Source organism: Mesorhizobium qingshengii, assembly GCF_027563465.1.
GTDB lineage: Bacteria > Pseudomonadota > Alphaproteobacteria > Rhizobiales > Rhizobiaceae > Mesorhizobium > Mesorhizobium qingshengii_A.
The window spans coordinates 173,464-196,505 of record NZ_JAPFQA010000007.1; the positions used below are offsets into that span (position 1 = coordinate 173,464).

The following is a 23,042-nucleotide window of genomic DNA, read 5'->3' on the forward strand; positions in this document are numbered from 1 at the left end:
ATGATCATCCATCCGCCTCGGCGGGCAGACCGGCGCCGGTGTTGGCCCGGTCGAAGCTCACCGTCTTGATCACGGCAAAGACATGCCCCCCGAGCCGCAGCTTCAGCGCATGCCGCGATTGTTCGGTGATGCGGGCCAGCACGGTCGCGCCATTGCAGTCGATGCCAACCTCGACCGCCGGCCCCTCGCCTGGGCTGATCGCAACAATGGTGCCGGGCAGGATGTTGAGCGCGCTGAGGCCCGCCGGTTGTTCGGTGGCGATCATCACGTCGCGGGCGCGGATGCGAATGCGGACCGGCGCTCCCGCCGCAGCCGCCAGCCGCGGCACCCGAATCTCACCGGCGGCGGAGCCCAGCACGGTCATGCCGAAATTCTCGTCGTGACGCAGCACCCTGGTGTCCAGCACGGCTCCGCCCTCGCCGCGCTCCTCCGCCGGCAACAGGTCGAGCCTTTGCATCACCGCCTCGGTCGGTCCGCTGGCGATGACATTGCCTTGCGCCAGCATCACCACGTCTCTCGCCAGCCGCGCCACCTCGGCGACCGAATGGCTGACATAGACGATCGGGATCTTCGTCTCGTCGCGCAGCCGCTCGATATAGGGCAGGATCTCGGCCTTGCGCGCCTCGTCCAGCGAGGCCAGCGGCTCGTCCATCAGCAGAAGCCGAGGACTGGCAAGCAGCGCCCGACCGATGGCCACGCGCTGTCTCTCGCCGCCCGACAGCTTTGCCGGTCGCCTGTCCATGAGTGGGCCGATGCCGAGCAGTTCGACCACGGCGTCCATGTCCGCGTAGCGCTCCGCCGCCGGCGTGAACCAGCGGCCGTAACGCAGATTGCCGGCCACGCTCATATGTGGAAACAGGCGCGCGTCCTGGAACACCATGCCGATGCGGCGCCTGTGCTTCGGCACGAAAATGCCCGCGCCGGTGTCGACCAGCACGCGGCCATCGGCCTCGATGCGACCCTTGTCGGGCCGGATCAGCCCGGCGATCATGTTGATCAGCGTCGTCTTGCCCGATCCCGAAGGTCCGAACAGCGCCGTCAGCCGCCCTGCGCTCTCGAAGCGAACATCGAGGCTGAAGTCGCCGAGGCGATGGCTGATGTCGACGAGGACCGTCATTCCATGTCCATGCGCCGGCCGACACGCCGCGCCAGCACTTCGGAGGCGACCAGCGCGCCCATCGAGATGACAATGGAGATCAGCGTCAGCCGGAGCGCGCCTTCATCGCCCCCCGGCACCTGCGTGAAGGTGTAGATCGCCGACGGCAGCGTCTGCGTCTCGTTGGGGATGTTGGAAACGAAGGTGATCGTCGCGCCGAACTCGCCCATCGCCTTGGCGAAGGACAGGATGGCGCCGGCGATCAGGCCGGGCAGGATCAGCGGCAGCGTGATGGTGGCGAACACCCACAGCGGGTTGGCGCCGAGCGTTCCGGCCGCCGCCTCCATCCTGCGGTCCACCGCCTCGATCGACAGCCGGATCGCCCGCACCATCAGGGGAAAGCCCATGACGCCGCAAGCGAGAGCCGCACCTGTCCAGCGAAACGAGAAGACGATGCCGAAATGCTCGGCCAGGAAGGCGCCGGCCGGGCCGCGCTTGCCGAAGGTCAGCAACAACAGATACCCCGTCACCACCGGCGGCAGGATCAGCGGCAGATGCACCAGTCCATTGAGCAGCGTCTTGCCCCAGAACTGACCTCGGGCAAGCAGCAGCGCGATCAATATGCCCGGCGGCAGGCTGAAAAGCATTGCCACCGTCGCCACCTTGATGGACAGCCGGACCGCATTCCATTCGTCGGGAGTGAGGTCCAGCAGCCAGTTCATATTGCGAAATCAGGCCCTTTTCGAACTCAGTTGCTTGGCGTGAGCACAGTGAAACCCTGATCCTTGAACAGCGCGCCGGCCTTGGCCGACTGCAGGCATTTCAGGAAGGCCGGCGTATCCTTGTCCTTCGAATCGGCGGTCTGGGCAACCGGATAGATGATCGGCGGATGCGAATCCTCCGGAAAAGTATCGACCACCTTGACGCCTTTTTCGGCATGCGCGTCGGTGGCGTAGACGATGCCGAGGGCCGCTTCGCCCGTGGACACCAGCTTGAGTGCCGCACGCACGTTCTCCGCCTGCGCCACCTTGCCTTCGACCGAGGACCAGACACCGAGCGATTCAAGCGCCGCCTTGCCGTATTTGCCGGCCGGCACCGCCTTGAAGTCGCCCATGGCGAGCTTGCCGTCGCCGATCAGCTTGGCCAGATCGAAGCCCTTCTCGATCTTGGTTTCAACTGTCGAGTCCTTCGGCGCCACCAGCACGATCTCGTTGCCGAGCAGCCTCGCCTCCGTGTCCGGCTTGGTCAGCTTCTTGTCGGAGAGATACTTCATCCAGTCGAGGTCAGCGGAGATGAAGACGTCGGCCGGTGCCCCGCTTTCGATCTGCTTGGCCAGCGCCGAACTCGCGGCATAGGAAACGGTCGCGGCCTCGCCGACATCGGCCTCGCAGGCCTTGTTCACCGCATCGAGCGCATCCTTGAGGCTGGCCGCGGCGAACACGACCACCTTGTCTTGCGCATGCGCGGCCGGCGCCGCGGCCATCAGGGTCGCCGCAAGACCACCGATCGCGATCGCCCTCAATCCGAAACCTTTGCGCATCAGCATGAAGTTCTCCCTGGGTTTGAAATCCGATTGGCTCGAAGCCTGTCAACCGATATATCCGCATGAACATAACAACGGAAGGCTTTTTGCCTGACACCTGCATTGAATCGGCATGCCATCACGGCCTACGATGGACCAGGCTGGATACAGCGAAATGCAAAAGGAGACGTCCAATGAAGATCAGCGCCCGCAACATCCTGAAAGGGACCATCGTCGAGATCGTCAAGGGAGCCACCACCTCGCATGTCAGGATCGACATCGGCGGCGCCGTCGTCACCGCGTCGATCACCAACGAGGCCGTCGCCGACCTCAAGCTCGAAAAGGGAAGGCAGGCCTATGCCGTCGTCAAGGCCTCTGACGTGATGGTCGGCATCGATTGATCGGTGCCCGATTTCGAGGAGCGGGCCAGCCCCGCGGGCTCAGACGGCGATCGGCGCCTTGATCGATGCGTCGGCGACGTAGTTTTCCAGCCGGAAGTCCTCGAAGCGGAAAGCGAACAGGTCCTTCACCTCCGGGTTGATCCACATCGTCGGCAGCGCCCTCGGCGTGCGTTGCAGCTGTTCGCGCGCCTGTTCGAAATGGTTCGAGTAGAGATGCGCGTCGCCAAGCGTATGGACAAAGTCACCGGGCTTCAGTCCACTCACTTGCGCCACCATCAGTGTCAGCAAAGCGTAGGAGGCAATGTTGAATGGCACGCCGAGGAAGATATCGGCCGAACGCTGGTAGAGCTGGCACGAAAGCCGGCCCTCGGAGACGTAAAACTGGAACAGGCAGTGGCACGGCGGCAGCGCCATGGCTTCCACCTCGGCCGGGTTCCATGCCGAAACGATAAGCCGCCGCGATTGAGGATTCCGGCGTATCTCCTTGAGAAGATTCGCGATCTGATCGATCGAGCCGCCATGGCCATCGGGCCAGGAGCGCCACTGCTTGCCATAGACCGGGCCAAGATCGCCATTCTCGTCCGCCCATTCGTCCCAGATCGAAACGCCATGGTCGGTCAGATATTTGATGTTGGTGTCGCCGGCCAGGAACCACAGGAGTTCATGGATGATCGACTTGAGATGCAGCTTCTTGGTGGTGGTGACCGGAAAGCCGCGCCCAAGATCGAAGCGCATCTGGTAGCCGAACACCGAGCGCGTGCCGGTGCCGGTGCGGTCGCCGCGATCGGCGCCGTTTTCCAGCACATGCTGCAAGAGGTCGAGATATTGGCGCATCGGTTCCGGCTCGATTCGGTTGTATAGCCATCATAGCCGACGGACGGGCTGCCGAACACAATAAAGCGGCGCAAGCGGCGCTTGCCCGATCACTCTTTCCGGGCGTTCGCGCCGCCCCTCATTGCCCTGCCCGGACATCCTCCCCGTATAGTGACGGGGAGGAAAGAGGCTGGCCGCAGTCGCGGCGCGCCCTTCCTGCAGTTGGCGAAACCATCAGCGATAGCGTCCCTCTCCCGTGCTATACGGGGAGAGGATGCTCGTCAGAGGGAGCCGAGTTTGCCCAGATCCTTGGCCACCAGATAGTAGAAGGTCACCCGGCTCTTGGTGTTGTCCGCCGCCATCGCCTTGCAGGTCTTCTGGATCGCGGCATCGGCTTTCGCCGCGTCGCTGACACCGAGTTTCTTGGCGGCCCAGCTTTCCTTGACGCGCTCGAGTTCCTTCGGGTCCGTGCACGACACCAGCGAAGAATCGCGGTTTCTGAGCGCAATACCCAGATGCTTCACGATCTTGTCGACCACGTCGGCGCTTGCCGCGGCGTCGTATTTCTTCACGTCTGCAAGATAATCGGCCATCAAAATTCCCCTCGTCGGCGCCACGAATCCGATCGATGAGGGCTGTGGCGCGCTGCTGCAACTTGTGCGCTAGGTCATGACTCCTCACCGCACACAAAGCTTCGGTTGAGACCGCGCCCGAGTCAACCCTTGGGAGCTGCCGTTTTGACACGGGGAGAAAGTGCCATTGCGGCCTTTCATTTCTTGCGATGCCCCCCTATATTCGGTTTGTCGGCTTGACCGACTATGGCGATAAATGGGCGATGAAATAAGCCGTTCGGACCCGGGGGCGGTACCCGGCGCCTCCACCAAAAGCCGCTGTTCACGACAGGGCGGTTTTTGCTGGGGGCGAAATAGGATCGACGAAGGTGTAAAGATCGTACTTTTGCCCGGCATGGTACCACCGTCATCGGGCTAAACCTGTAGTTGCAAATGACAACTATGCGGAAGCACGTCTCGCCGCGTAAGCGGTGCGATAGCTTCAATTCAAGCCCTAGGGGTTCGCACTTCTAGGCGGGGTTCGGAGGTACCTGGCAACAGAAACCTCCACTTCTCCTCTCTCCAATATGCGTCAAGCAAGGGCAGCTCCGGCTGATCAGAGCTTCGTTCGGCCTGTGGCCGCGAAGGCGCCGCGCTGCGCGCGCTTCTCCATGGACAAAAGTGAAAAATGATCCCGGTCGTTTCTTGGTGCTGACCGGCGACCCCGGGCTTCGTCACCTCGCTCGAAGCCGGAAACGGCATGATCCGCGACCAGGCCGCCATAGGTGGGAGCGCCCTGCCCCCGTGCCATCGCGCGCTGTTCGCCGAGCGGATGCTGCATGAAAAAGGCCGGGCATGCCCGGCCTTTTGGTATCCAAAGGGCGATTGCTATTCCGCCGGCGCTTCGACGGCTTCGCGAGAACGGCCGAGCGTGAACTTGGCCAGCGTGAACGAGATCACCGCGCAGAGCGTGATGCCCGCCACCATCGGCAGCGGCGTGCCGTCGAAGAACAGGCCGGCGACACCCATGGCGACCGCGCCGATGGCAAAGTGCAGCGTGCCCATCAGCGCCGAGGCCGTACCGGCGATCTCGCCATGCTCCTCCATCGCCAGCACCGAGGTGGTCGGGATGACCAGACCGAGGAAGCCATAGCCGATGAACAGCAGCACCGCCATCACATCGAGCCGGTCGATGCCCGTCGCCATCACCGCGAACAGCACCACCATCGTCGTCGCGTAGCCGGTCACCGCGACGCGCACCACGCGCCGCAGTCCGAACCGTTCGGCCAGCAGCCCCGTCAGCTGCGACATGCCGATGAAGGCCACCGCGTTGATCGAGAAGAACACGCTGTAGACCGAAGGCGACAGCCCGTAGTGGCCGATCAGGATGAAGGACGAACTCGACAGATAGACGAAGAAGCTCGCAATCCCGAAGCCGGCGATCGCCACGAGGCCAAGGAAATTGCGGTCCCCCATCAGGAAGCGGTAGCCGGCAAGTGCAGTTCCGAAGGAAGAACCGACGCGTTCTTCCGCCGGCCGCGTCTCCTTGAGCGAGGTCGCGAGCAGGATGGTGGCAAGGGCCGCCGCACCGGTCACCGTCCAGAACACGGCGCGCCAGCCGAAATTCTCGATGATCTGGCTGCCGGTCAGCGGCGCCAGGATCGGCGACACCGAAAACACCAGCATCAAGAGCGACATCAGCTTGGCGGCTTCGGTGCCAGTATGCAGGTCACGCACGATGGCGCGCGGAACGGCCATGCCGGCGCTGGCGCCAAGGCCTTGCAGGAAGCGGAAAGCAATCAGCCATTCGATGGTCGGCGCCATTGCCGAACCGATGCCGCCAGCCATGAACAGCGCAAGACCGCCATAGAGCGGCAGCTTGCGGCCGACCATGTCGGAGATCGGCCCCACGACGATCTGACCGAAGCCCATCGACAGGAAGAAGATCAACAGGCTCATCTGCACGGCAGCGGTGCCGGCATGCAGATCCGCGCCGATCGACGGCAATGCGGGAAGATACATGTCGATTGCGAACGGGCCGATGGCGGACAACAGGCCGAGCACGACCGCAATGCGGAGGAATTTGGGACTCATGATAAAGGCTTCTTTCGAATCTGGTTGCCGCCGCCAGGCGACGTCTAACCCTAGGACGTTCCATCCCATGAGGTTCCGACTCTCCAGGAGCGAATTCCATTCGTCTCTGGGCCGAAATCTCTTTATATCGTGTCCACAAATTTAGACACTCTTGTCCAAATCGTCAATCACCTCTATATAGTTTTTCATGAGACTGAGCGTTTCTCCTGACACTTTCCCGCCACGCGGCCACGAGGCCAAGCGCCTGTCGATCGTCGACGCCGCCGCCGGGGTATTCTGCCGCGAAGGCTTCGCCGGCGCCAACATCGATCTGATCGCCGCCGAAGCCGGGGTCTCGCGCCAGACCATCTACAACCATCATGGCGACAAGGAAAAACTGTTCGTTGCCGTGGTGCGCGACCTCACCGAGCGCTGCAATGCCGGGATCTTCGCCACCATCGCCACCTTCCCCGACCAGCCGAAGGATCTCGAGGCTGATCTGATCGGCTTTGCCGTGCGTCTGAACCAGAACTGCATCTGCAACCGCGATGGAAAATTCCTGCGCAAGCTGATCCAGACGGAAGGCGAACGCTATCCAGAACTGTTTGCCGAATGGCGTGAACAGGGGCCAGGCCGAACATGGCCGGCAATCGCCGCCCGCTTCGCCCGCCTCGCCTATGGCGGCTACCTCGCGATCGAGGATCCAGACGTGGCGGCGCGCCAGTTCCTCGGCCTCGTCAATGCCGAACTGCAGACCACGTTCATGCTCGGCGGCACGCCGCGCGAGGACGAAGTGCTGCAATCCGCGACAAATGGCGTGCGCACCTTCCTGCGCGCCTTCGGCAAGCGCCGGTCCGCCGCATCAGTGGAAAAGCAAAGCGCGCTGGCCGGCGTTTGAGCGATCAAATCGTTGGCAATAGTCCTCGCTTCGGCGCGGCGGTGATCTATATCAGGTTTACGCCGCCCTCAAGCTTGATTACAGCTATGCGGACGATTCAACGGAACCCTACCGCCACATGGCCGACGACCACATCCGCTACGACATTCTGGCCCAGGAGGCGTTGCGCGGCGTCATGCGCAAGGTCCTGGCCGAGGTCGCGCGCACCGGCCTCCCCGGCAACCATCACTTCTTCATCACCTTTCTGACCGGTGCGCCGGGCGTGCGCGTGTCTTCGCGGCTGCGCGAGCGCTATCCGGAGCAGATGACCATCGTCATCCAGTTCCAGTATTGGGACCTCAAGGTGACCGACACCGGCTTCGAAGTGGGCCTGTCCTTCTCCGACGTGCCGGAGAAACTCGAAATCCCGTTCTCGGCCGTGCGCGGTTTCTACGATCCGTCGGTCAATTTCGAGCTCGAGTTCGACGTCAAGACCGATGTGGTGGCAGCCGACGAGCCAGCTGCTCAAGCCCCGCCCGAGCCGCTGACCATCGTTTCCGAGAAAAAGCCGAAAGCCGAGAAGAAGGCCGCCGCCGAGGCCGAGAAGAAGCCCGCCGCCACCGACGCCGCCACCAAGGGCGCCGATGTGGTCTCGCTCGACGCCTTCCGCAAGAAATAGGCCCGCGGGTTCGCGCTGTGGCCGACATCGTCAATCTTCGCCAGGCCCGCAAGCAGAAGGCGCGGGACGAGAAGGTGCGCGTCGCCGAGCAGAACCGGGCCTTGCATGGCCGTTCCAAGGCAGAGAAGCAACGCGACCGCCTGATCGCCGACAAGAGCGACAAATTCGTTGCCGGCCACCGCCGTGAAACTCCCGGCGAACCGAGCGAACAGTGAGCGCGGTCGAAAAGCGCTCGGTGACCATTCGCGGCCACCGCACCAGCTATTCGCTCGAGAAACCCTTCTATGACGATCTCGTGGCGATCGCGGCGGCCAGGAAGCTGACGCTCGCCGCCCTTGTCGCCGAAGTGGACGAAGCGCGGCCTCGCGACACCAACCTGTCCTCGGCGCTGAGGCTCCATGTGCTGGACTGGGCCAAGCGCGGCGCGGACATCTGACCACACCGTAGCCGGGCCGATCCCGGGCCGTCACCCAAAAATTCTTCCCGGCACCTGAATCCTTTGGCTTCGCTGCAACGTCTCGGACATGAGCGGCCTCCAAGGCGCAGGGCACCCAAGGGAACAACTGAGATGAAACACCACCTGATACGCTACAAGACGAAGCCGGAGCGGGCCGACGAGAACGAGGGGCTGGTCAAGGCCGTCTTCCAGGAGCTGCGGGCCAAATCGCCGGACGGCGTTCGCTATATGACCTGGCGATCCGACGACGGCACTTTTGTGCATCTGGTCGAGACGGAAACCGACGCCCATGCCGATATCATCACTGGACTGGCGGCATTCGAGGCTTTTCAGGACGGCATCAGGGATCGCTGCAGCGAACGTCCGCATCGCGAGGAGATGACCGTGGTGGGCCACTATCGGATGTTGGACGAGTAGTCCCGGGTAGAACCACGTCACGAAACGGCAGGCGCATGAACATTCCCGGCGAAATCCGCGAGCCTTTTGATCGCCTGTTCGGCGAAATACGCCCCAGATTGCACCGCTACTGCGCCCGCATGACGGGCTCGGTCGTCGATGGCGAGGATGTGTTGCAGGAGGCGCTGGCCAAGGCGGTCGAGGCTTTGCCCAACGCCGGCCCGATCGCCAATCCGGAAGGCTGGCTGTTCCGCATCGCGCACAATGCGGCGCTCGACTTCCTGCGCCGTCGCGCCCGCGAAAAGGCCTTTTCCGATGAGGACCGGGACATGATCGTCGACCCGGCAAACCCCACCGTCGACCGTCAGGCCGCGGCCGCCGGCCTGCATATCTTCATGCGCCTTCCCGTCACGCAGCGAAGCAGCGTCATCATGATGGACGTTCTGGGCTATTCGCTGCAGGAGATCGGCACTATCCTCGACACCAGCATCCCCACCATCAAGGCGGCGCTGCACCGAGGCCGCGGCCGGCTGCGTCAACTCGCCGATGAGCCCGACGACCGTCCGCCGCCCAGGCTCAGCGCGGCTGAACGCCTGTTGCTCGACGCCTATGTCGATCGCTTCAACGCCCGCGACTTCGATGCGGTGCGCGACATGCTGGCGGATGAAGTGCGGCTGGAACTGGTGGCCAGGACGCGGCTCGCCGGGCGCAAGGAAGTCGGCACCTACTTCCACAATTATTCCAGGGTGCGGGATTGGCGTTTCGTGCCGGGGTTTGTCGAAGACAGGCCGGCGGTCCTTGTCCGCGATCGCGACGATCCGGCGGCGCGGCCATCCTATTTCGTGCTGCTGGGATGGCAGGCCGGCAAGCTGTTGACCATCCGCGACTTTCGACACGCCCGCTACGTCGCGGACGGCGCCGAAATGTCCATCCTCTGAGGCGATTGTTCTGCCCGACGGCCGCAGTCCGCTACTGCAACGACTTCAACAGATTGTCGATCGTGAACGGATTGGGCTTCGGCTTGGCCGGCGGCGGATTGTCGTTGGCTTCCGGCAGCGGCGCTCGCTCGACCTTCGCTGCCTGTTCCGCCGCCTTGCGCTCGGCCTCGAGCCTTGCCTTTTCCTGCGAGGCGGCGCGCATCGCCTCTTCCGCCTTCTGGCGATCCTGCTCGGCCTGCGCCTTGGCCGCTTCGTCGGCGGCTTGTTGCTCGGCCGCGGCCTTCGCGTCCGCATCCGCCTTTGCCTTGGCATCCGCGTCCGCCTTGGCCTTGGCTTCCGCATCGGCCTTTGCCTTTGCATCCGCTTCAGCCTGGGCCTTCGCTTCCTCTTCGGCCTTCGCCTTGGCGTCGGCTTCGGCCTTCAGGCGCGCCGCTTCCTCCTGCTTGCGCAGTTCCTCGGCGGCCTTGTCGCGCGCGTCCTGCAGCGCCGCGTAGTAGCGCACCTCACGCCGCAGCCGCTGCTTCTCAAGCAATGCTGCCTGCATCGCTTCGACGCGCTGTTGCTCCTTTTCCAGCGCGCGCTGGGTCAGGAACTGCGCCAGCGGCTCGCTGTCGAACTGCCGTCTCACGGCGCCGAACGGCCCCTCGGCGGTGAAATTCACGATCGGCTCGGAGCCGACCAACGCCTCGTCGCCGGGCCGATAGGTGACTGCTCCCTTGGCCGAAACCGTGCTGGTGTTGAGATCCGCCGTGATGTCGGCGGACAAGGTCGCCGCCGGATTCTCCAGGCTGATCGGCGGCACCCTCAGCGTGCCGCCGGCAACCGTGAAGGCAACGTCGATATCCTTCGCGGCGAAGCTGCCATCGGCGGCGATCTGCGGCGCGAAGCCGGCGGTCTTTGCCGCGTCGATGTCGCGCCCGATCGCATCCGCCTTGGCAAGGAACGCGCTGAACGCATCGGGATTGACGCCGGCGACCCGCAAGCTCTTCAGCGTCGCCGTGCCGGAGCCGGACAAGGCCGCCACCATCGCATCGACCGACTTGCCGCTGGTCGACAGCGCCGTCGAGAAATCGCCGTTGCCGCTGATGCCGGCATCCGGCAGCACGTTCGCTAGATCGGCGCCCGCCAGTTTCATCTGGCCGGTGAAAAGTCCGGTGCCGTCGGTGTTCTTCAGCTCGAACAGGCCGGTCAGGGCACCGCCAAGGAATTTCGCCTTCAGATCCGAAACGCGGATGCCTTCCTGGTCGAGCTTGAGCGAAAACGCGGCGTCATAGGCGGTGGCGAACGGCCCGGTGGCAAGCGCCGCCGTCGTCAGATCGAGGTCGGCGGTGAACGGCAGGCTGGATTTCTGGCTGAAGGGGGCGGCTGGCCACGCGCCACCCTTGTCACCGGCCCCCTTGTCGGCGAGGAAAGCCGAATCGCCGAACAGCGCCACCGCCATCGGATCGAAATCGAGTTCGTCGAGCGCCAGCGCGCCGGCCAGATGCGGCACGCCATCCTTGACATCGACATTGACGTCACCGGACACCGCCGCCTCGTTGATGGCGCCGCTGAGGCCATCCAGCACCAGCAGGCCGTTGCCATAGTCACCCTGCGCCGCCAGTGATGCCGACATGCCCGCCCCCATGCCGGGAAGCCCGATGCCGGTCGTCATCAGCCACGGCTCGATATCGGCTGCATCGAGGCTGAGCTTGCCCTTGGCGGTCGGTCCTTGCGGCGTATCGGCGATCGTCCCTTCGAAACCGGCCTTGAAGTCGTTGCCGGAGAGGCTGAAACTCGTCGCAAGGCCGCCGCCAAGCGTACCCTTGGCCGAAACATCCGTGCTTGCCTCGCCCAGCATGCCGAGCGGCAGCGCCGGCAGGCCGTAGAGCGCCAGCAGCGCGGTGGCGTCAGGATTCTTGGCATTGAAGGTCAGCGCCACCGGAGCTTCGATGAGCCTGTCCAGCGCTCCCTTCCCCGACAGCGACGCCGAAAATGCCGAGCCGCCGGCCTTGCCCTGGCCGCTCACCGCCAGGCCCGTGGTGCCATCGCCATTGTCGGCGGCACTCGCCACGAGATCGACGCGCGCATCCTGGAAAAGCTCGGGATAGGCGGAAGCCCGACTCGCCAGCCCCTTCAGCACGGCATTGTCGGGATAATGCTGGGCAGCGACGTCGATCAGCGGCTTCAGATCGACGGCGACCACCGATGCGTCGAGCTTGCCGGTCGGGCTCGCTGGAAAATCCTTGACCCTGCCGGTGGCGCTGATCGAGGCGCCGGCCAGCCCGCCCACCGAAAGCCGGTCGATTTCGAGCAGCCCGCCGCGCAGCCTGAGCGCCGTGTCGACCGTGTCGGCGGTCAGGCCACCGGCGCTGACCGGCCCGGCCTTGATCTGGAAATCGAGGTCGCGGTCGGAAAAGCGGTTGGCGCCCTTGTCGCTGACGAAGATCGAGGCAAAAGCCGCCAGCCCGTCGACATCGAGCTCGCCGCCTTCGAGCCGCATCAGCACCGACGGCTTGGCGTCGTCGGGCTGGCTGGAATCAATGCGGCCGGAGAACTTCGCCTTGCCCAGGATCAGCTCGAGATCGCTGAAGGCCTGACGCTTTTCCGACAGGTCGACCTTGGCCTTGAAGCCGGCGGCGGGCAAACGGCGGATCGCCTCGTCGACATCCTTCGACAGCCAGGCGGCAAAGCCGGAAGGTTGCGCCACCGCCAGCAGCAGCGAGCCGGTGAAACCGAAATGATCCTCGACGCTGAGCATGCCGTCGGCCTCCAGCGTGGTTCGGCCGGGCAAGGTCGCGGCGAGCGATTTCACCGACCAGCCGCCATCGGTCGGCTCGGCGGAAAGATGCACGTCGCGCACCGTGGTGTCGCCGGCCACCACCGCCGGCAGCTTGACCTCGACAGTGCCGGGTATGGTCGGCTTCGGCAGGTCGAGCAACGCTTGCTCCAGTCCGGCGATGCGCTGATCCAATGTCAGCCCGGCGCCGGCCTCGGCCCCCACCGCCTCGTCGAACTGCACCTGTGCGCCACTGGCCTCGATGGCGAAGCTCGGCTTCAGCCCGAGATCGACAGAAGCCTTGCCATCGGCGGTGTAGGGATTGTCCAGCGGTCCCGTCTCGAAACGGAATTCATCGACGCCGAGCTTCTGGTGGTCGAGCGAGAACTTGCCGTTCAGCCTAAAGCCCGGATCAGGCTTGCCGGCGCTGACCTTTACCGTCTCGCCATCGGTACCGCGCAGCTCCGCGCTGTTCCTGTCGGCGCTGTTCTTGTCGGTGCCGGAGATTTTGAACTGGCCGGAATAGACGGCGGCACCGTTGACGATGCCGGCATTGCCGTCGGTCTCGATGACCAGCGGATAGGCATCGGGATCGGCCTTAAGCCGCAACCGCATCTGCCCGTTGCCTTCGGCCTTGCCGGTCGACGCGGCGATGCTGGTGCGCAACCCGTCCAGCCGCAGCGTGCCGTCCATGCGCCACGGCCCGGCCAGTGACTTGGCCGAGATGGTCGAATTGATCTCGGACATGAGATGGCTGCGCCCGCCGGCGGCATGGCGCAGTTCGATCTGCCCTTCCGTCACCGTCAGCTTCTCGATCGAGATCTGGTTGAGGTCAAAGGGCGAGGACGGCCGCATCGCCCAGTCGACGGTGCCGTCATTGGCGATGTCGATGGTCGCTTTCGGCCGCACCAGCCGCATGTCGAAGATCAGCACCTCGCCGCGCAGGAAGGGTGCCAATTCCGCATCCATCGAAAACGTCTCGACGGTCATCGCCGGCTGGCCATTCGGGCCGCCGGCGACGGCGACGTTGGAGAAGGTCACCGAGGGGAACGGCAACAGCCGCGCCGTGGCATCCCCTTGTACGGTCACCTTGCGGCCGAGAATGGCGCTCGCCTCGCGCTCGAACTCGGCGCGATAGCCGGTCCAGTCGACAAAATACGGCCCCACCAGCGCCGCACACAGCACCAGCACGAACAGGCCACCAAAGATCACGAACAGGCGTGCGAGCATCAGCTCCGAACGGGTTGATTGAAATTCAGCCGCACTCTACCCGCATCCGCGTGTCGATAAAGAGGCAATTCATCCGCTGTTGCGTCATCCCTGGTGATCTGAAACAAATCCAGGAAAATGCGGAGAATTTCGGATGTCGGGCAAGAATTGGGACCGGGTGCCGATCGATGCGCAGAGCGTCGACGCGCCGCTGTCGCTATCGGCGGTCTTTCTGGTTGTCACCGTCGCCAGCGAACGGAATGCTCTCGCCAGGGTCGCCTCGGTGCTTGGCGGGCTTGACGATCTCGTCAAGACTGTCGGGTTCCGCGATCTTTCCGGCCGGCTGTCGTGCATTGCCGGCATCGGCCGCGACTTCTGGGATCGTCTCTCTTCCGGCCGGCGACCCCTGGAGCTGAAGCCGTTCGTGCCGATCAAGGGAGCGGTTCATTCGGCCCCGTCGACAGCGGGCGACCTTCTCTTCCACATCCGCTCCGAACGTCCCGACATGTGTTTCGAGTTCGAGCGCATTCTGCTCGACAACCTCGGGGACGCCGTGACGGTCGTCGACGAAGTCTCGGGCTTTCGCTATTTCGATGCCCGCGACCTGCTCGGCTTTGTCGACGGCACCGCCAACCCGACCGGCCTCGACCTGCCCGCCTCGGCGCTCGTCGGCGACGAGGATGCCGACTTCGCCGGCGGCAGCTATGTCGTAGTCCAGAAATATCTGCACGATCTCGCTGCCTGGGCGCGCATTCCAACGCCACTGCAGGAGGTGATCATCGGCCGCACCAAGATCGACAACATCGAAATTGACGATGACGACGCCCCGCGCAAATCGCACAAGTCGCTGGCCACCATCGTCGATGCCGACGGCAATGAATACGACATTTTGCGAGACAACATGCCGTTCGGGCGGCCGGGGCAACGCGAATTCGGCACCTACTTCATCGGCTATAGCAGGTATCTTTGGGTCATCGAGAAGATGCTGCAGCGCATGTATGTCGGCGACCCGCCGGGAGCCTACGACCGGCTGCTCGACGTCTCGACACCGCAGACCGGCACGACATTCTTCGCGCCGACCCGCCCGCTGCTGCAAGCCCTTGTCGAGGGCGTGCAGCAGCTTCCCGCCGCACGGTAGGGCGACGGCATGACGGCCACAATTTGCACGACCTCAGCGTGCGTCGCGCTTCGCTTGCGACACCTTGCCCGCCTTGCGCTGCCGGCCGAGTTCCGCCGGCCGGACCAGCTTCGGCGCCCGCTCGTTGGCAACGGCTCGCATGCCCTTGTGAGCCGTGCGCGAATTGTGTGCGGGACCGTCCGCCGACGCGCCTTGCTTCATGGCCAGCGCCTTGCGTGCATTCCCGACCAGCGAAATGCGAGCCGCCAGTTGGCGCCGCCGTTCGGCCTCGCCGTTCAGCCGCCGCATCGCGGTCGCAAGCACCGCCAGCTTCACCTGCGAGCCGCCATCGGCCTTTGACGGCGTGGCGCCTTTCGGCGCGCCCTTGCCGCGTATTTCACGCCTGCGGCGGTGCGCTTCGGCCTGTGCCTTGTCGCGTCGCTCGCGCAACAGCTTGACCAGTCCGGAAAGGTCGGCGTCGGAAAGCTCCTGCACCGCCGGATGGTGCGATTTCTCCACCAGGTCCTTTTCATCGGTGCTGAGCGCGCGCGCTTCTTCCTTGCGCGAAATCGCCATGACAGTCCTCCTCAGTTGGCGCGCCTGTCTGTTTCAGGCCTCGCTGCCGACCGAGTCTCGGCTCGAATGGCGGCACGGTCAAGACGAGCCGTCTGCGAACCTGACGTCACAGACTGGCCTGGTTTCCAGGCAGTATCTTGCCAGGGTTCATGATGTTCTGCGGATCGAGCGCTTGCTTGATCGTGCGCATGATATCGACGCCGTGGCCGAGTTCATGGCGCATGAAGCCGATCTTGCCCTGGCCGATGCCGTGCTCGCCGGTGCAGGTGCCGTCCATGCCGATCGCCCGCATGTTCAGCCGCGCGACGAATTTCTCCGACAGCGCGATCTCCTTCGGATCGTTCACATCCATCAGCACCAGCACATGAAAATTGCCGTCGCCGGCATGACCGACGATCGGCGCGATCAAGCCCATCTCGGCGATGTCGGCTTCGGTCTCGGTGACGCATTCGGCAAAGCGCGAGATCGGCACGCAGACATCGGTCGACAGGCCCTTGGCGCCCGGCCGCAGCGTCAGCGAAGACCAGTAGGCATCGTGCCTGGCCTTCCACAGTTTTGTCCGTTCCTCGGCAACGCTGGTCCACAGGAATGGCCCGCCGCCATTCTCTTCGGCGATCATGCCGAAGGTCTCGGCCTGCTCGGCAACACCCGCATCGCTGCCATGGAATTCGACGAACAGGCACGGGCTCTCGGGATAGTCGAGTTTCGAATAGTTCTTCATCGCCCGCATCTGCAGCGCGTTGACCAGTTCGATGCGCGCCACCGGAACGCCCATCTGGATCGTCGCGATGACCGCGTTGCAAGCGGCCTCGACGCTCGGAAACGGACAAACGCCGCCGGAGATCGCCTGCGGGATGCCTTGCAGCTTCAGTGTCAGCGACGTGATGATGCCGAGCGTGCCTTCCGAGCCGATCAGCAGTCGCGTCAAATCGTAGCCGGCCGAGCTCTTTTTCGCGCGCTTGCCGGTCGTCACCGTCTCGCCATCGGCCATGACGGCCGTCAGCGACAGCACATTCTCGCGCATCGTGCCGTAGCGCACCGCATTGGTGCCGGACGCCCGTGTCGCCGCCATGCCGCCGAGCGAGGCATTGGCGCCGGGGTCGATCGGAAAGAACAGGCCGGTGTCGCGCAGATGCCGGTTCAGGTCCTCGCGGGTGACACCGGGTTCGACCGTGCAGTCGAGATCCTGCGGATTGACCGCGAGGATACGGTGCATGCGCGAGGTGTCGACCGATATGCCCCCGCCGGGTGCGTTGGTGTGACCTTCGAGCGAGGAGCCGACGCCGAAGGCGATCACCGGCACGCGGTGCGCGGCGCAGGCGCGCACGATCTCCTGCACCTCGGCCGTCGTTTCCGGGAAGGCGACGCCGTCGGGCGCCTGCGTCGGGATATAGGTGGTGGTGTGCGCGTGCTGGGAGCGGATGGCCTCGCCGGTCTGGAAGCGCTCGCCCAGCCGCTGCTTGAGGATCCCGAGCACCGCCGCGATGCCTTCCTCGTTGCGTTCGACCGGATTGAGGTCGCTCAGAGCCATGAATTCCTCCGCGAATGGACCAGTGTCCACGCTTGTTATGCAGCTATGGATGATGCCTAACGCAATTCCAGGAAAAGTGTGAAGCAGATTCCGGTCCGGAATTGCGTCAAAACAAAGAGACCCTCATCGGCCACGCCGTGTGCAGCACCAGAACAAGGAAGTTTCGATGTCCATCCCCGCCCCGTTCGTTTCCAAGCCCATGGACATCGAGAAGGACTGGATCGATTACAACGGCCATCTCAACATGGCCTATTACAACGTGCTGTTCGACCGCTGCTCGGACGAGGCCTTCGAGGCGATGGGCATGGGGCTGGACTATGTGAGACAGCGGCGGCTGACCATCTACACGGCCGAAGTCCATGTCTGTTATGTGCAGGAACTGCATCTCGACCACAAGGTCACCGTCTCCTTCCAGCTCATCGACCACGACGACAAGCGGCTGCGGGCCTACCAGGAAATCCGCCATGTCGACGGCTGGCTCGCCGCCACCTCCGAAACGCTGTCGCTGCATGTCGACATGTCCGGGCCGAAGGTGGCGCCCTTCCCCGCCGATGTGCTGGCCAAGGTCGAAGCCATGCGCGCCGCCCATTCGGTGCTGCCAATGCCGGAGCGCGCCGGCCGTTCGATCGGGATTCGTCGCAAGACCGCTTGAAGCCATCGACCGACCGCGTTAACCTTACCGGGGTTTTAACGGGAACAAGCCAATTGAGCCGTTGAACGACTCAGCGGAGCGGTCGAAAACGATCCGCATGGGTTGCCATACGGGCGGCGGGGCGAAGCCGGTTCGAGGGACGTGCATGAAAACCGACATCAAGGTCGAGGTGGACAGGCTGGCCGCCGATCCGCGCATCACCGACTATGATTTCTGGCGCTCGCTCAAGAACGTCAACAACGAGATCTTCCACATCGCCAACAACAACGAGCCGATCCCGTTCGACATGATCCGCTGGCGCGCCATCCTGAAACAGGCGCGGATGAAGCGCGGCCACGTCTAGCACATTCGTATCGACAAGCCCTTCGTCCTCAGACCGGGCGCTTCACCGCCGCCAGCGGTGAGCGCGCCACCACCGGTGACGACTGGATGATGGCCGTGTTGGTCATCGCATAGGGAATGATGCGGTCGATCACCCGTTCAAGCTCGGCAACAGAGCCGACATGCGCCAGCGCGATGAAACAGTCCTCGCCGGTCACCCGGTCGCATTGCGCGATCTCCGGCAGCTCGCGGATGATCTCGGCCACGACAGCCAGTTGCCCCGGCACCGGCCGAATGCGCAGCCATGCCGACACCGGCAGCCCAAGTGCCGCGGGGTTGATCCGAACCGAATAGGCTTCGATGATGCCGCTTTCCTGCAGCCGCTTGATGCGTTCGGCCACGCTCGGCGCCGACAGGCCGACCGAACGCGCAAGTTCCGCAGTGCTGGTGCGCGCATCCTTCTCCAGCAGACGCAGGATCTTCATATCCGCCGCATCGAGGTCGGTTTTTTCGTTCCGAAGGTGTTTCAAGGAAAACTCCTTGCTTTCAGGAGAAAGATGACCATTTAAACCAATCATCATCCATATAAGTCGGAAGATTCACCTGCGATACTGATCCGATGGATGATCAAACGCAAGCTCCTCCGGCAGGCCCTGCCCTTGCCGGCCTTGCCCTCGGCAGGCTGGCGACAAAACTGCCGCCGCATGTCTGGTTCGGTATCAGCGCCATCTTCCATTATCTCGGGCCGGCATTCGCCGTGCTGCTTTTCCAGCATGTCGGCGTGCTCGGCATGGCATGGCTGCGCATCGCCACCGCCGCCCTGATCTTCACGCCGCTGACCAGCCCATGGCAAACCTTCGCCCGCGCCGATCGCCCAACGCGGCTGTTGTTGCTGGCCTTCGGCGCCTGTCTGGCGGTGATGAACTGTTCGTTCTACCTGGCGCTTGACCGCTTGCCGATCTCGCTGGTGGCGGCAATCGAGTTCGTCGGCACCATCGGCGTTGCACTCATCGGCCTCAGGAGCCTTCGCAATCTCGCCGCCCTGGCCGTTGCCGTCATCGGAACCTTGCTGCTCATCGACGTCAAATGGTCCGATGATCCCTTCGGGCTGTTCTCGGCCTTCCTCAACGGCGCACTGTTCGTCGGCTATATCGTGCTCGGCCACCGCGTCGCCCGCTCGGGGGCGGGCGACGGCATCGCCGGCCTTGGCGCGGCGATGGTGGTCGCCTTCCTTGTCGTGCTGCCGATCGGCTTCACTGACGCTCTGCCCGCCTTTTTCTCACCGCTGCTGTTGCTCGCGGCCATCGGCGTCGGCATATGCTCGTCGGTCATCCCCTACATCTGCGACCAACTCGCCATGTCCCGGCTGCCGCGTGCAAGCTTTGCCCTGATGCTGTCGCTTTTGCCGGTCACCGCGACACTGATCGGCGTCATCGTGCTCCATCAGATTCCGGGCCTGACCGATTGCCTCGGCATTGCGCTCGTGGTCGCCGGCGTCGCTTTCCACAAGCCGGCATCCGCCAACTGAGCGCGATAAATAAAACAATTTCAATTGCTTACAGAAGTCACGCGCTGGTTCCCCACTACGACTGACTGCGACAACAAGCTCAAGATTGAACCAATCGCGCATCTGCGCCGTTGTCCCCACGAACACGGCTTGGAGTGACAAGATGGACTGGAAACGAACCAGGGAACCCGCCGACGCCTGGCACATGACGGACGATCTTCATGTCGAGCACGGCAAGGGTGACCCTTTCGCGGCAGTATCCGTGCCACACGCATGTCGATGATCATCACCGATCCGCGGCAGCCCGACAACCCGATCGTCTTCGTCAACGACGCCTTCCTGCGTCTGTCCGGCTATGAGCGGCAAGAGGTGCTGGGCAAGAATTGTCGGTTCCTGCAGGGCCCTAAAACCGACAAGGCGACGGTCGACCAGCTGCGCGAGGCGATCGCCGAGAAGGTCGACGTCAGCGTCGACATCCTGAACTATCGCAAGGACGGCTCGACCTTCTGGAATGCGCTCTACATCAGCCCGGTCTCGAATGATCGCGGCGAACTCCTGTTCTTCTTTGCCTCGCAGCTCGACGTCTCGGACCGCAAGCGGTCCGAGCATCGCATCACGGCGGACAAGGATCGTTTCGAAAAGGCTGTGAAGGAGCGCACCAGGGAACTCGAAGCCGCGCTCGAAGCGCAGACGACGCTGCTGCACGAAGTCGATCATCGGGTGAAGAACAACCTGCAGATGATCTCCTCGCTCATCGTCATGCAGAGCCGCACCATCAAGGATGCAGCGACCAGGAAATCGCTGGCCACCATGCTGGAGCGCATCGAGGCGTTGAGCACCGTGCATCGCCGGCTGTACCAGTCGAAGGACGTCAGCAGGTTCGATGTCGCCGATTTTGCCAGGGATCTTGTAACCGACCTGTTGACGGCTTCGGGGCGCTCCGAAATCAAGTCGACGCTTGATCTCGAACCGATCGTCATTTCGGCGGAGAAGGCGACCCCCGTTGCCCTGATGGTCAACGAACTCGTCACCAACGCGCTGAAGCATGCCTTCAAGGAAAAGCCCGACGGCACCACGGCTGGCCGCATTGGCATCAAGATGAGCCAACCCGACGGCCACTTCAACATCGAGGTGTCCGACGACGGTGTCGGCATGGCCGATGCCAGTGGCGACGCGTCGTTCGGCATGCGGCTGATCAAGTCGCTTGCCCGACAGTTGCATGCCGATATCGAATGGCGCGACGCCGGCCCTGGCACGAAGGTCGTCATCTCGATGCCGAACGAACCGCAGCAAAAAGGGAATGTGTCATGATTGAGCCCCTCAAGGTCCTGATCGTCGAGGACGAAGCGCTGCTGGCGATGGAGCTGGAAAGCCTTGTCGAGGAAGCCGGGCACAGCGTCGTGGGCTGGGCAACCTCCTCGGCCGAAGCCAAGGCCATGGTGGACTCGACAGAAGCCGACATCGCCTTTGTCGACATCCACCTGACCGATGGTCCGACCGGCGTCGACGTCGCCGAATATATTGGCGAGAAGAAGAACTCGATGGTCGTTTTCATGACCGCGAACCCGAAGCGGATTCCCGATCATTTCGCCGGCGCGATCGGCGTCATCGCCAAGCCCTATACGATGAACGGGCTGATCTGCGCGTTGCGCTACCTGCAGGAAGGCGTGCGCCGGCCGCCCCCCAAATCCGTACTGCCGGCCGGCTTCACCCTGTCGCCAGCCTTCGAGACGGTCTGGGCGCCGGTGCCCTGACGCTGATCGCTACGCCAGCTTCTGCTTGAGAAAAGCGATGGTTCTGCCCCAGGCGAGGTCGGCCGCCTTCTTGTCGTAGCGCGCCGCCGAGGTGTCATTGTTGAAGGCGTGGTTTGCGCCTTCATAGACATAGACCGCGTATTCGACATGCGCCGCGTCGAGCGCTTTCTTGAAGGCGTCGATGCCGGCGTTGGTGCGCTCATCGAGCCCGGCATAGTGCAGCAGCAAAGCCGCCTTGATCTTCGCCACGTCGGCGGCCTTCGGCTGCATCCCGTAATAGGCAACGGACGCACTGAGATCGGGCGCGTTGACGGCCAGCATGTTTGCCGTGCCGCCACCCCAGCAGAAGCCGACGGCGCCGACCTTGCCGTTGCCGTCCTTGTCGGCCTTCAGGAAGGCGACGGTCGCCACGCCGTTGGCGACCGTTTGCGTGGGATCCAGTTTGGTGAACATGTCGCGCGCCTTGTCTTCATCACTCGGCGTGCCGCCCAGCGGCGACAGGAAATCGGGGGCGAGCGCCACGAACCCCTCCAGCGCCACCCGCCGCGCCACGTCGCGAATATGCGGGTTGAGCCCTCTGTTCTCATGGATGACGATGACTGTGCCGAGCTTGCCTGACCTGTCAGCCGGCTTGACCAGATAGCCCTTCATCTCGCCGCTGCCGCCGGGATAAGTGATGTCCTCGCCCTTCACGCGGGCATCGTCTTCGGCGACGATAGCCGCCTGGGCGGAGTTCGCCGCCAAAAGCGGCGCGATCGCGGCCGCCGCCGCGCCCGATCCGGCAAGCCGGGTCAACTGCTCCATGAAGCGGCGGCGATCGAGCGTCAGATGCGTGTATTCGTCATAGGCATCGATCATCGCCTGGGTGATGGCAGGTTTCGTCATGGGCGCGCTCCTTCGATCTCGGTATCTCGACTTTGATATCTTCGCCGTTCGCAAGATAGGAGCGAGCCCCTCATCGTCCAGTCACGGGTCGGTGACACCGCTTCCTGTGTTATCTGCGCCCGCGATCGGCCTGCGGGCCGCGAGATCATCACTTTTTGGTCATCGGCAATAAATCCTGCTGGCGCTGCTACAATAGTGAGAGAAGCTGTCTGCTGGCGATGGCACCTTACCGCGTGCCTTCACGTCCCGCCCCGGAAGGAGCGAACCGATGACCTTGCCCTCCCCGATCCTCGCCAGCGCATTCGTCCTTGCCGCGGCAGCCGCCCTGGCACTTCGCTCGATGGTTGTGGATGCAGGCAGGCGATCGTTGGTCAGGGTCCGCAGCAACGGGAACCGCAGTACATATGAAAACCCAAGGTTGAGGTGAGACCATGAATGTCCAGGATATCGTCAACACAGTCTCGCAAAAAGCGGGTCTCGACCAGGCGACGACGGAGAAAGTCGTCGGCACCATTTTCTCGGTGCTCGAACACGAGGCGGAAGGCACCAGCGCCTCGTCATTTTTCGCCAAGATCCCCGGCGCCGACGACCTTGCCCACCAGTATGACGTCATGGCGGTCGCTCCGGCCAGTGGTGGTGGCTTCCTGTCATCGCTGCAGGGCGCGCTTGGCGGCGTTCTCGGTGAAAAGGCGGGCGCGCTGGTCAACGGCCTCGCCGCGCTCAAGGCGTCCGGGCTCGATTTTGCACAGATCCAGAAAGCCGGCACGACGCTGATCCAGCAGGCCGAAGCGGCCGCCGGCCCCGACCTGACCAACCAGGTGCTCGGCTCGGTGCCCAGCCTGAAGAGCCATCTCGGGCTTGGCTAGAAGGGCACGGCCAACCGGCAGGCTGGGCGTGCCGCATTGCGGCGCTTTGCGGGCCAAGGCTAG

General features: G+C 63.7%; 25 protein-coding genes and 1 other RNA gene. 15 read left to right on the forward strand and 11 right to left on the reverse strand.

Annotation, left to right across the window (positions count from 1 at the left end):
* Positions 1–4 precede the first annotated feature (4 nt).
* Genes modC through modA form a run of 3 tightly spaced genes read right to left on the reverse strand, consistent with a single transcriptional unit; the run spans position 5 to position 2,642 of the window.
* Positions 5–1,117 (reverse strand): molybdenum ABC transporter ATP-binding protein, encoded by a 1,113-nt coding sequence (gene modC / locus OOJ09_RS17765; protein ID WP_269906422.1) that lies wholly within the window; start codon positions 1,115–1,117, stop codon positions 5–7.
* A complete protein-coding gene (gene modB, locus OOJ09_RS17770; RefSeq protein ID WP_269906423.1) occupies positions 1,114–1,818 on the reverse strand; it encodes a molybdate ABC transporter permease subunit in 705 nt (234 codons plus the stop codon). Before modB ends, modC begins: the two co-directional genes overlap by 4 nt.
* 26 nt (positions 1,819–1,844) lie before the next feature.
* Positions 1,845–2,642 (reverse strand): molybdate ABC transporter substrate-binding protein, encoded by a 798-nt coding sequence (modA, locus tag OOJ09_RS17775; RefSeq protein ID WP_420107519.1) that lies wholly within the window; start codon positions 2,640–2,642, stop codon positions 1,845–1,847.
* Between the two features lie 170 nt (positions 2,643–2,812).
* Between modA and OOJ09_RS17780 the strand changes: the two genes are divergently transcribed.
* Positions 2,813–3,019 (forward strand): TOBE domain-containing protein, encoded by a 207-nt coding sequence (locus tag OOJ09_RS17780; RefSeq protein WP_269906424.1) that lies wholly within the window; start codon positions 2,813–2,815, stop codon positions 3,017–3,019.
* Between the two features lie 39 nt (positions 3,020–3,058).
* Here OOJ09_RS17780 and OOJ09_RS17785 read toward each other — a convergent pair whose 3' ends face one another.
* The gene (locus tag OOJ09_RS17785) at positions 3,059–3,853 is read right to left on the reverse strand and encodes a thymidylate synthase (RefSeq protein WP_269906425.1); all 795 of its coding nucleotides are present in this window, start codon (positions 3,851–3,853) and stop codon (positions 3,059–3,061) included.
* A gap of 260 nt (positions 3,854–4,113) precedes the next feature.
* Positions 4,114–4,425: a DUF2853 family protein gene (locus OOJ09_RS17790; protein WP_269906426.1), complete on the reverse strand. Its 312-nt coding sequence runs from the start codon at positions 4,423–4,425 to the stop codon at positions 4,114–4,116.
* A 170-nt stretch (positions 4,426–4,595) separates the two neighbouring features.
* On the opposite strand from OOJ09_RS17790, the gene ssrA reads away from it, so the two are divergent.
* Positions 4,596–4,955: a transfer-messenger RNA gene (ssrA, locus tag OOJ09_RS17795) on the forward strand.
* Between the two features lie 316 nt (positions 4,956–5,271).
* On the opposite strand, the gene OOJ09_RS17800 is transcribed toward ssrA, so the two are convergent.
* Complete coding sequence (locus OOJ09_RS17800; RefSeq protein ID WP_269906427.1) at positions 5,272–6,477, reverse strand: multidrug effflux MFS transporter; 1,206 nt, start codon at positions 6,475–6,477, stop codon at positions 5,272–5,274.
* A 187-nt stretch (positions 6,478–6,664) separates the two neighbouring features.
* On the opposite strand from OOJ09_RS17800, the gene OOJ09_RS17805 reads away from it, so the two are divergent.
* The 6 genes from OOJ09_RS17805 (at position 6,665) to OOJ09_RS17830 (ending at position 9,803) form a co-directional block, all read left to right on the forward strand.
* The gene (locus tag OOJ09_RS17805; RefSeq protein ID WP_269906428.1) at positions 6,665–7,354 is read left to right on the forward strand and encodes a TetR/AcrR family transcriptional regulator; all 690 of its coding nucleotides are present in this window, start codon (positions 6,665–6,667) and stop codon (positions 7,352–7,354) included.
* Between the two features lie 118 nt (positions 7,355–7,472).
* Positions 7,473–8,012 carry an SspB family protein gene (locus OOJ09_RS17810; RefSeq protein ID WP_269906429.1) on the forward strand — a complete coding sequence of 180 codons (540 nt, stop codon included), beginning with the start codon at positions 7,473–7,475 and terminating at the stop codon, positions 8,010–8,012.
* A 17-nt stretch (positions 8,013–8,029) separates the two neighbouring features.
* Positions 8,030–8,227: a DUF4169 family protein gene (locus tag OOJ09_RS17815; protein WP_269906430.1), complete on the forward strand. Its 198-nt coding sequence runs from the start codon at positions 8,030–8,032 to the stop codon at positions 8,225–8,227.
* The gene (locus tag OOJ09_RS17820) at positions 8,224–8,448 is read left to right on the forward strand and encodes a ribbon-helix-helix domain-containing protein (RefSeq protein WP_269906431.1); all 225 of its coding nucleotides are present in this window, start codon (positions 8,224–8,226) and stop codon (positions 8,446–8,448) included. Before OOJ09_RS17815 ends, OOJ09_RS17820 begins: the two co-directional genes overlap by 4 nt.
* Before the next feature lie 132 nt (positions 8,449–8,580).
* The gene (locus tag OOJ09_RS17825) at positions 8,581–8,886 is read left to right on the forward strand and encodes a hypothetical protein (protein ID WP_269906432.1); all 306 of its coding nucleotides are present in this window, start codon (positions 8,581–8,583) and stop codon (positions 8,884–8,886) included.
* Positions 8,887–8,921: 35 nt separating this feature from the next.
* A complete protein-coding gene (locus OOJ09_RS17830; protein ID WP_269906433.1) occupies positions 8,922–9,803 on the forward strand; it encodes an RNA polymerase sigma factor in 882 nt (293 codons plus the stop codon).
* Between the two features lie 31 nt (positions 9,804–9,834).
* Here OOJ09_RS17830 and OOJ09_RS17835 read toward each other — a convergent pair whose 3' ends face one another.
* Positions 9,835–13,791 (reverse strand): AsmA-like C-terminal region-containing protein, encoded by a 3,957-nt coding sequence (locus OOJ09_RS17835; protein ID WP_269906434.1) that lies wholly within the window; start codon positions 13,789–13,791, stop codon positions 9,835–9,837.
* A gap of 133 nt (positions 13,792–13,924) precedes the next feature.
* Between OOJ09_RS17835 and OOJ09_RS17840 the strand changes: the two genes are divergently transcribed.
* Positions 13,925–14,908, forward strand: a complete 984-nt coding sequence (locus OOJ09_RS17840; protein ID WP_269906435.1) for a Dyp-type peroxidase — start codon at positions 13,925–13,927, stop codon at positions 14,906–14,908.
* 33 nt (positions 14,909–14,941) lie between these two features.
* On the opposite strand, the gene OOJ09_RS17845 is transcribed toward OOJ09_RS17840, so the two are convergent.
* Together OOJ09_RS17845 and OOJ09_RS17850 are read right to left on the reverse strand one after the other, a co-directional pair.
* On the reverse strand, positions 14,942–15,463 hold the full coding sequence (locus tag OOJ09_RS17845) for a hypothetical protein (protein WP_269906436.1): 522 nt from the start codon (positions 15,461–15,463) through the stop codon (positions 14,942–14,944).
* A 106-nt stretch (positions 15,464–15,569) separates the two neighbouring features.
* A complete protein-coding gene (locus OOJ09_RS17850) occupies positions 15,570–16,994 on the reverse strand; it encodes an FAD-binding oxidoreductase (protein ID WP_269906437.1) in 1,425 nt (474 codons plus the stop codon).
* A gap of 166 nt (positions 16,995–17,160) precedes the next feature.
* Here OOJ09_RS17850 and OOJ09_RS17855 point away from each other — a divergent pair, with 166 nt between their 5' ends.
* Positions 17,161–17,646 (forward strand): thioesterase family protein, encoded by a 486-nt coding sequence (locus OOJ09_RS17855; RefSeq protein ID WP_269906438.1) that lies wholly within the window; start codon positions 17,161–17,163, stop codon positions 17,644–17,646.
* 145 nt (positions 17,647–17,791) lie between these two features.
* The gene (locus OOJ09_RS17860) at positions 17,792–17,989 is read left to right on the forward strand and encodes a hypothetical protein (RefSeq protein WP_006204908.1); all 198 of its coding nucleotides are present in this window, start codon (positions 17,792–17,794) and stop codon (positions 17,987–17,989) included.
* A gap of 28 nt (positions 17,990–18,017) precedes the next feature.
* Here the strand turns inward: OOJ09_RS17860 and OOJ09_RS17865 are convergent, their stop codons facing one another.
* Positions 18,018–18,497 (reverse strand): Lrp/AsnC family transcriptional regulator, encoded by a 480-nt coding sequence (locus OOJ09_RS17865; RefSeq protein WP_269906439.1) that lies wholly within the window; start codon positions 18,495–18,497, stop codon positions 18,018–18,020.
* 89 nt (positions 18,498–18,586) lie between these two features.
* On the opposite strand from OOJ09_RS17865, the gene OOJ09_RS17870 reads away from it, so the two are divergent.
* The 3 genes from OOJ09_RS17870 to OOJ09_RS17880 all read left to right on the forward strand — a co-directional run bounded on the left by OOJ09_RS17870 (position 18,587) and on the right by OOJ09_RS17880 (position 21,228).
* Positions 18,587–19,495 carry an EamA family transporter gene (locus OOJ09_RS17870; RefSeq protein ID WP_269906440.1) on the forward strand — a complete coding sequence of 303 codons (909 nt, stop codon included), beginning with the start codon at positions 18,587–18,589 and terminating at the stop codon, positions 19,493–19,495.
* Between the two features lie 252 nt (positions 19,496–19,747).
* Positions 19,748–20,785, forward strand: a complete 1,038-nt coding sequence (locus tag OOJ09_RS17875) for a histidine kinase dimerization/phosphoacceptor domain -containing protein (protein ID WP_269906441.1) — start codon at positions 19,748–19,750, stop codon at positions 20,783–20,785.
* Positions 20,782–21,228: a response regulator gene (locus OOJ09_RS17880; RefSeq protein ID WP_269906442.1), complete on the forward strand. Its 447-nt coding sequence runs from the start codon at positions 20,782–20,784 to the stop codon at positions 21,226–21,228. The genes OOJ09_RS17875 and OOJ09_RS17880 overlap by 4 nt, the downstream gene beginning before the upstream one ends.
* Before the next feature lie 9 nt (positions 21,229–21,237).
* On the opposite strand, the gene OOJ09_RS17885 is transcribed toward OOJ09_RS17880, so the two are convergent.
* Entirely contained in the window at positions 21,238–22,113 is an 876-nt protein-coding gene (locus tag OOJ09_RS17885) for a dienelactone hydrolase family protein (protein ID WP_269906443.1), read from the reverse strand.
* Positions 22,114–22,544: 431 nt separating this feature from the next.
* Here OOJ09_RS17885 and OOJ09_RS17890 point away from each other — a divergent pair, with 431 nt between their 5' ends.
* Positions 22,545–22,979 carry a hypothetical protein gene (locus OOJ09_RS17890; RefSeq protein ID WP_269906444.1) on the forward strand — a complete coding sequence of 145 codons (435 nt, stop codon included), beginning with the start codon at positions 22,545–22,547 and terminating at the stop codon, positions 22,977–22,979.
* Positions 22,980–23,042: the final 63 nt, after the last annotated feature.

What these genes read in the sequence shown, in the direction of transcription:
- OOJ09_RS17885 (WP_269906443.1), bottom strand. Translation starts at nt 22,113, where the DNA reads ATGACGAAACCTGCCATCACCCAGGCGATGATCGATGCCTATGACGAA.
- OOJ09_RS17790 (WP_269906426.1), bottom strand. Translation starts at nt 4,425, where the DNA reads ATGGCCGATTATCTTGCAGACGTGAAGAAATACGACGCCGCGGCAAGC.
- OOJ09_RS17840 (WP_269906435.1), top strand. Translation starts at nt 13,925, where the DNA reads ATGTCGGGCAAGAATTGGGACCGGGTGCCGATCGATGCGCAGAGCGTC.
- OOJ09_RS17860 (WP_006204908.1), top strand. Translation starts at nt 17,792, where the DNA reads ATGAAAACCGACATCAAGGTCGAGGTGGACAGGCTGGCCGCCGATCCG.
- modC (WP_269906422.1), bottom strand. Translation starts at nt 1,117, where the DNA reads ATGACGGTCCTCGTCGACATCAGCCATCGCCTCGGCGACTTCAGCCTC.
- OOJ09_RS17810 (WP_269906429.1), top strand. Translation starts at nt 7,473, where the DNA reads ATGGCCGACGACCACATCCGCTACGACATTCTGGCCCAGGAGGCGTTG.
- OOJ09_RS17835 (WP_269906434.1), bottom strand. Translation starts at nt 13,791, where the DNA reads ATGCTCGCACGCCTGTTCGTGATCTTTGGTGGCCTGTTCGTGCTGGTG.
- OOJ09_RS17825 (WP_269906432.1), top strand. Translation starts at nt 8,581, where the DNA reads ATGAAACACCACCTGATACGCTACAAGACGAAGCCGGAGCGGGCCGAC.
- OOJ09_RS17890 (WP_269906444.1), top strand. Translation starts at nt 22,545, where the DNA reads ATGAATGTCCAGGATATCGTCAACACAGTCTCGCAAAAAGCGGGTCTC.
- OOJ09_RS17880 (WP_269906442.1), top strand. Translation starts at nt 20,782, where the DNA reads ATGATTGAGCCCCTCAAGGTCCTGATCGTCGAGGACGAAGCGCTGCTG.
- modA (WP_420107519.1), bottom strand. Translation starts at nt 2,642, where the DNA reads ATGCTGATGCGCAAAGGTTTCGGATTGAGGGCGATCGCGATCGGTGGT.
- OOJ09_RS17845 (WP_269906436.1), bottom strand. Translation starts at nt 15,463, where the DNA reads ATGGCGATTTCGCGCAAGGAAGAAGCGCGCGCGCTCAGCACCGATGAA.
- OOJ09_RS17830 (WP_269906433.1), top strand. Translation starts at nt 8,922, where the DNA reads ATGAACATTCCCGGCGAAATCCGCGAGCCTTTTGATCGCCTGTTCGGC.
- OOJ09_RS17800 (WP_269906427.1), bottom strand. Translation starts at nt 6,477, where the DNA reads ATGAGTCCCAAATTCCTCCGCATTGCGGTCGTGCTCGGCCTGTTGTCC.
- modB (WP_269906423.1), bottom strand. Translation starts at nt 1,818, where the DNA reads ATGAACTGGCTGCTGGACCTCACTCCCGACGAATGGAATGCGGTCCGG.
- OOJ09_RS17850 (WP_269906437.1), bottom strand. Translation starts at nt 16,994, where the DNA reads ATGGCTCTGAGCGACCTCAATCCGGTCGAACGCAACGAGGAAGGCATC.
- OOJ09_RS17780 (WP_269906424.1), top strand. Translation starts at nt 2,813, where the DNA reads ATGAAGATCAGCGCCCGCAACATCCTGAAAGGGACCATCGTCGAGATC.
- OOJ09_RS17870 (WP_269906440.1), top strand. Translation starts at nt 18,587, where the DNA reads ATGGATGATCAAACGCAAGCTCCTCCGGCAGGCCCTGCCCTTGCCGGC.
- OOJ09_RS17875 (WP_269906441.1), top strand. Translation starts at nt 19,748, where the DNA reads ATGTCGATGATCATCACCGATCCGCGGCAGCCCGACAACCCGATCGTC.
- OOJ09_RS17855 (WP_269906438.1), top strand. Translation starts at nt 17,161, where the DNA reads ATGTCCATCCCCGCCCCGTTCGTTTCCAAGCCCATGGACATCGAGAAG.
- OOJ09_RS17785 (WP_269906425.1), bottom strand. Translation starts at nt 3,853, where the DNA reads ATGCGCCAATATCTCGACCTCTTGCAGCATGTGCTGGAAAACGGCGCC.
- OOJ09_RS17805 (WP_269906428.1), top strand. Translation starts at nt 6,665, where the DNA reads ATGAGACTGAGCGTTTCTCCTGACACTTTCCCGCCACGCGGCCACGAG.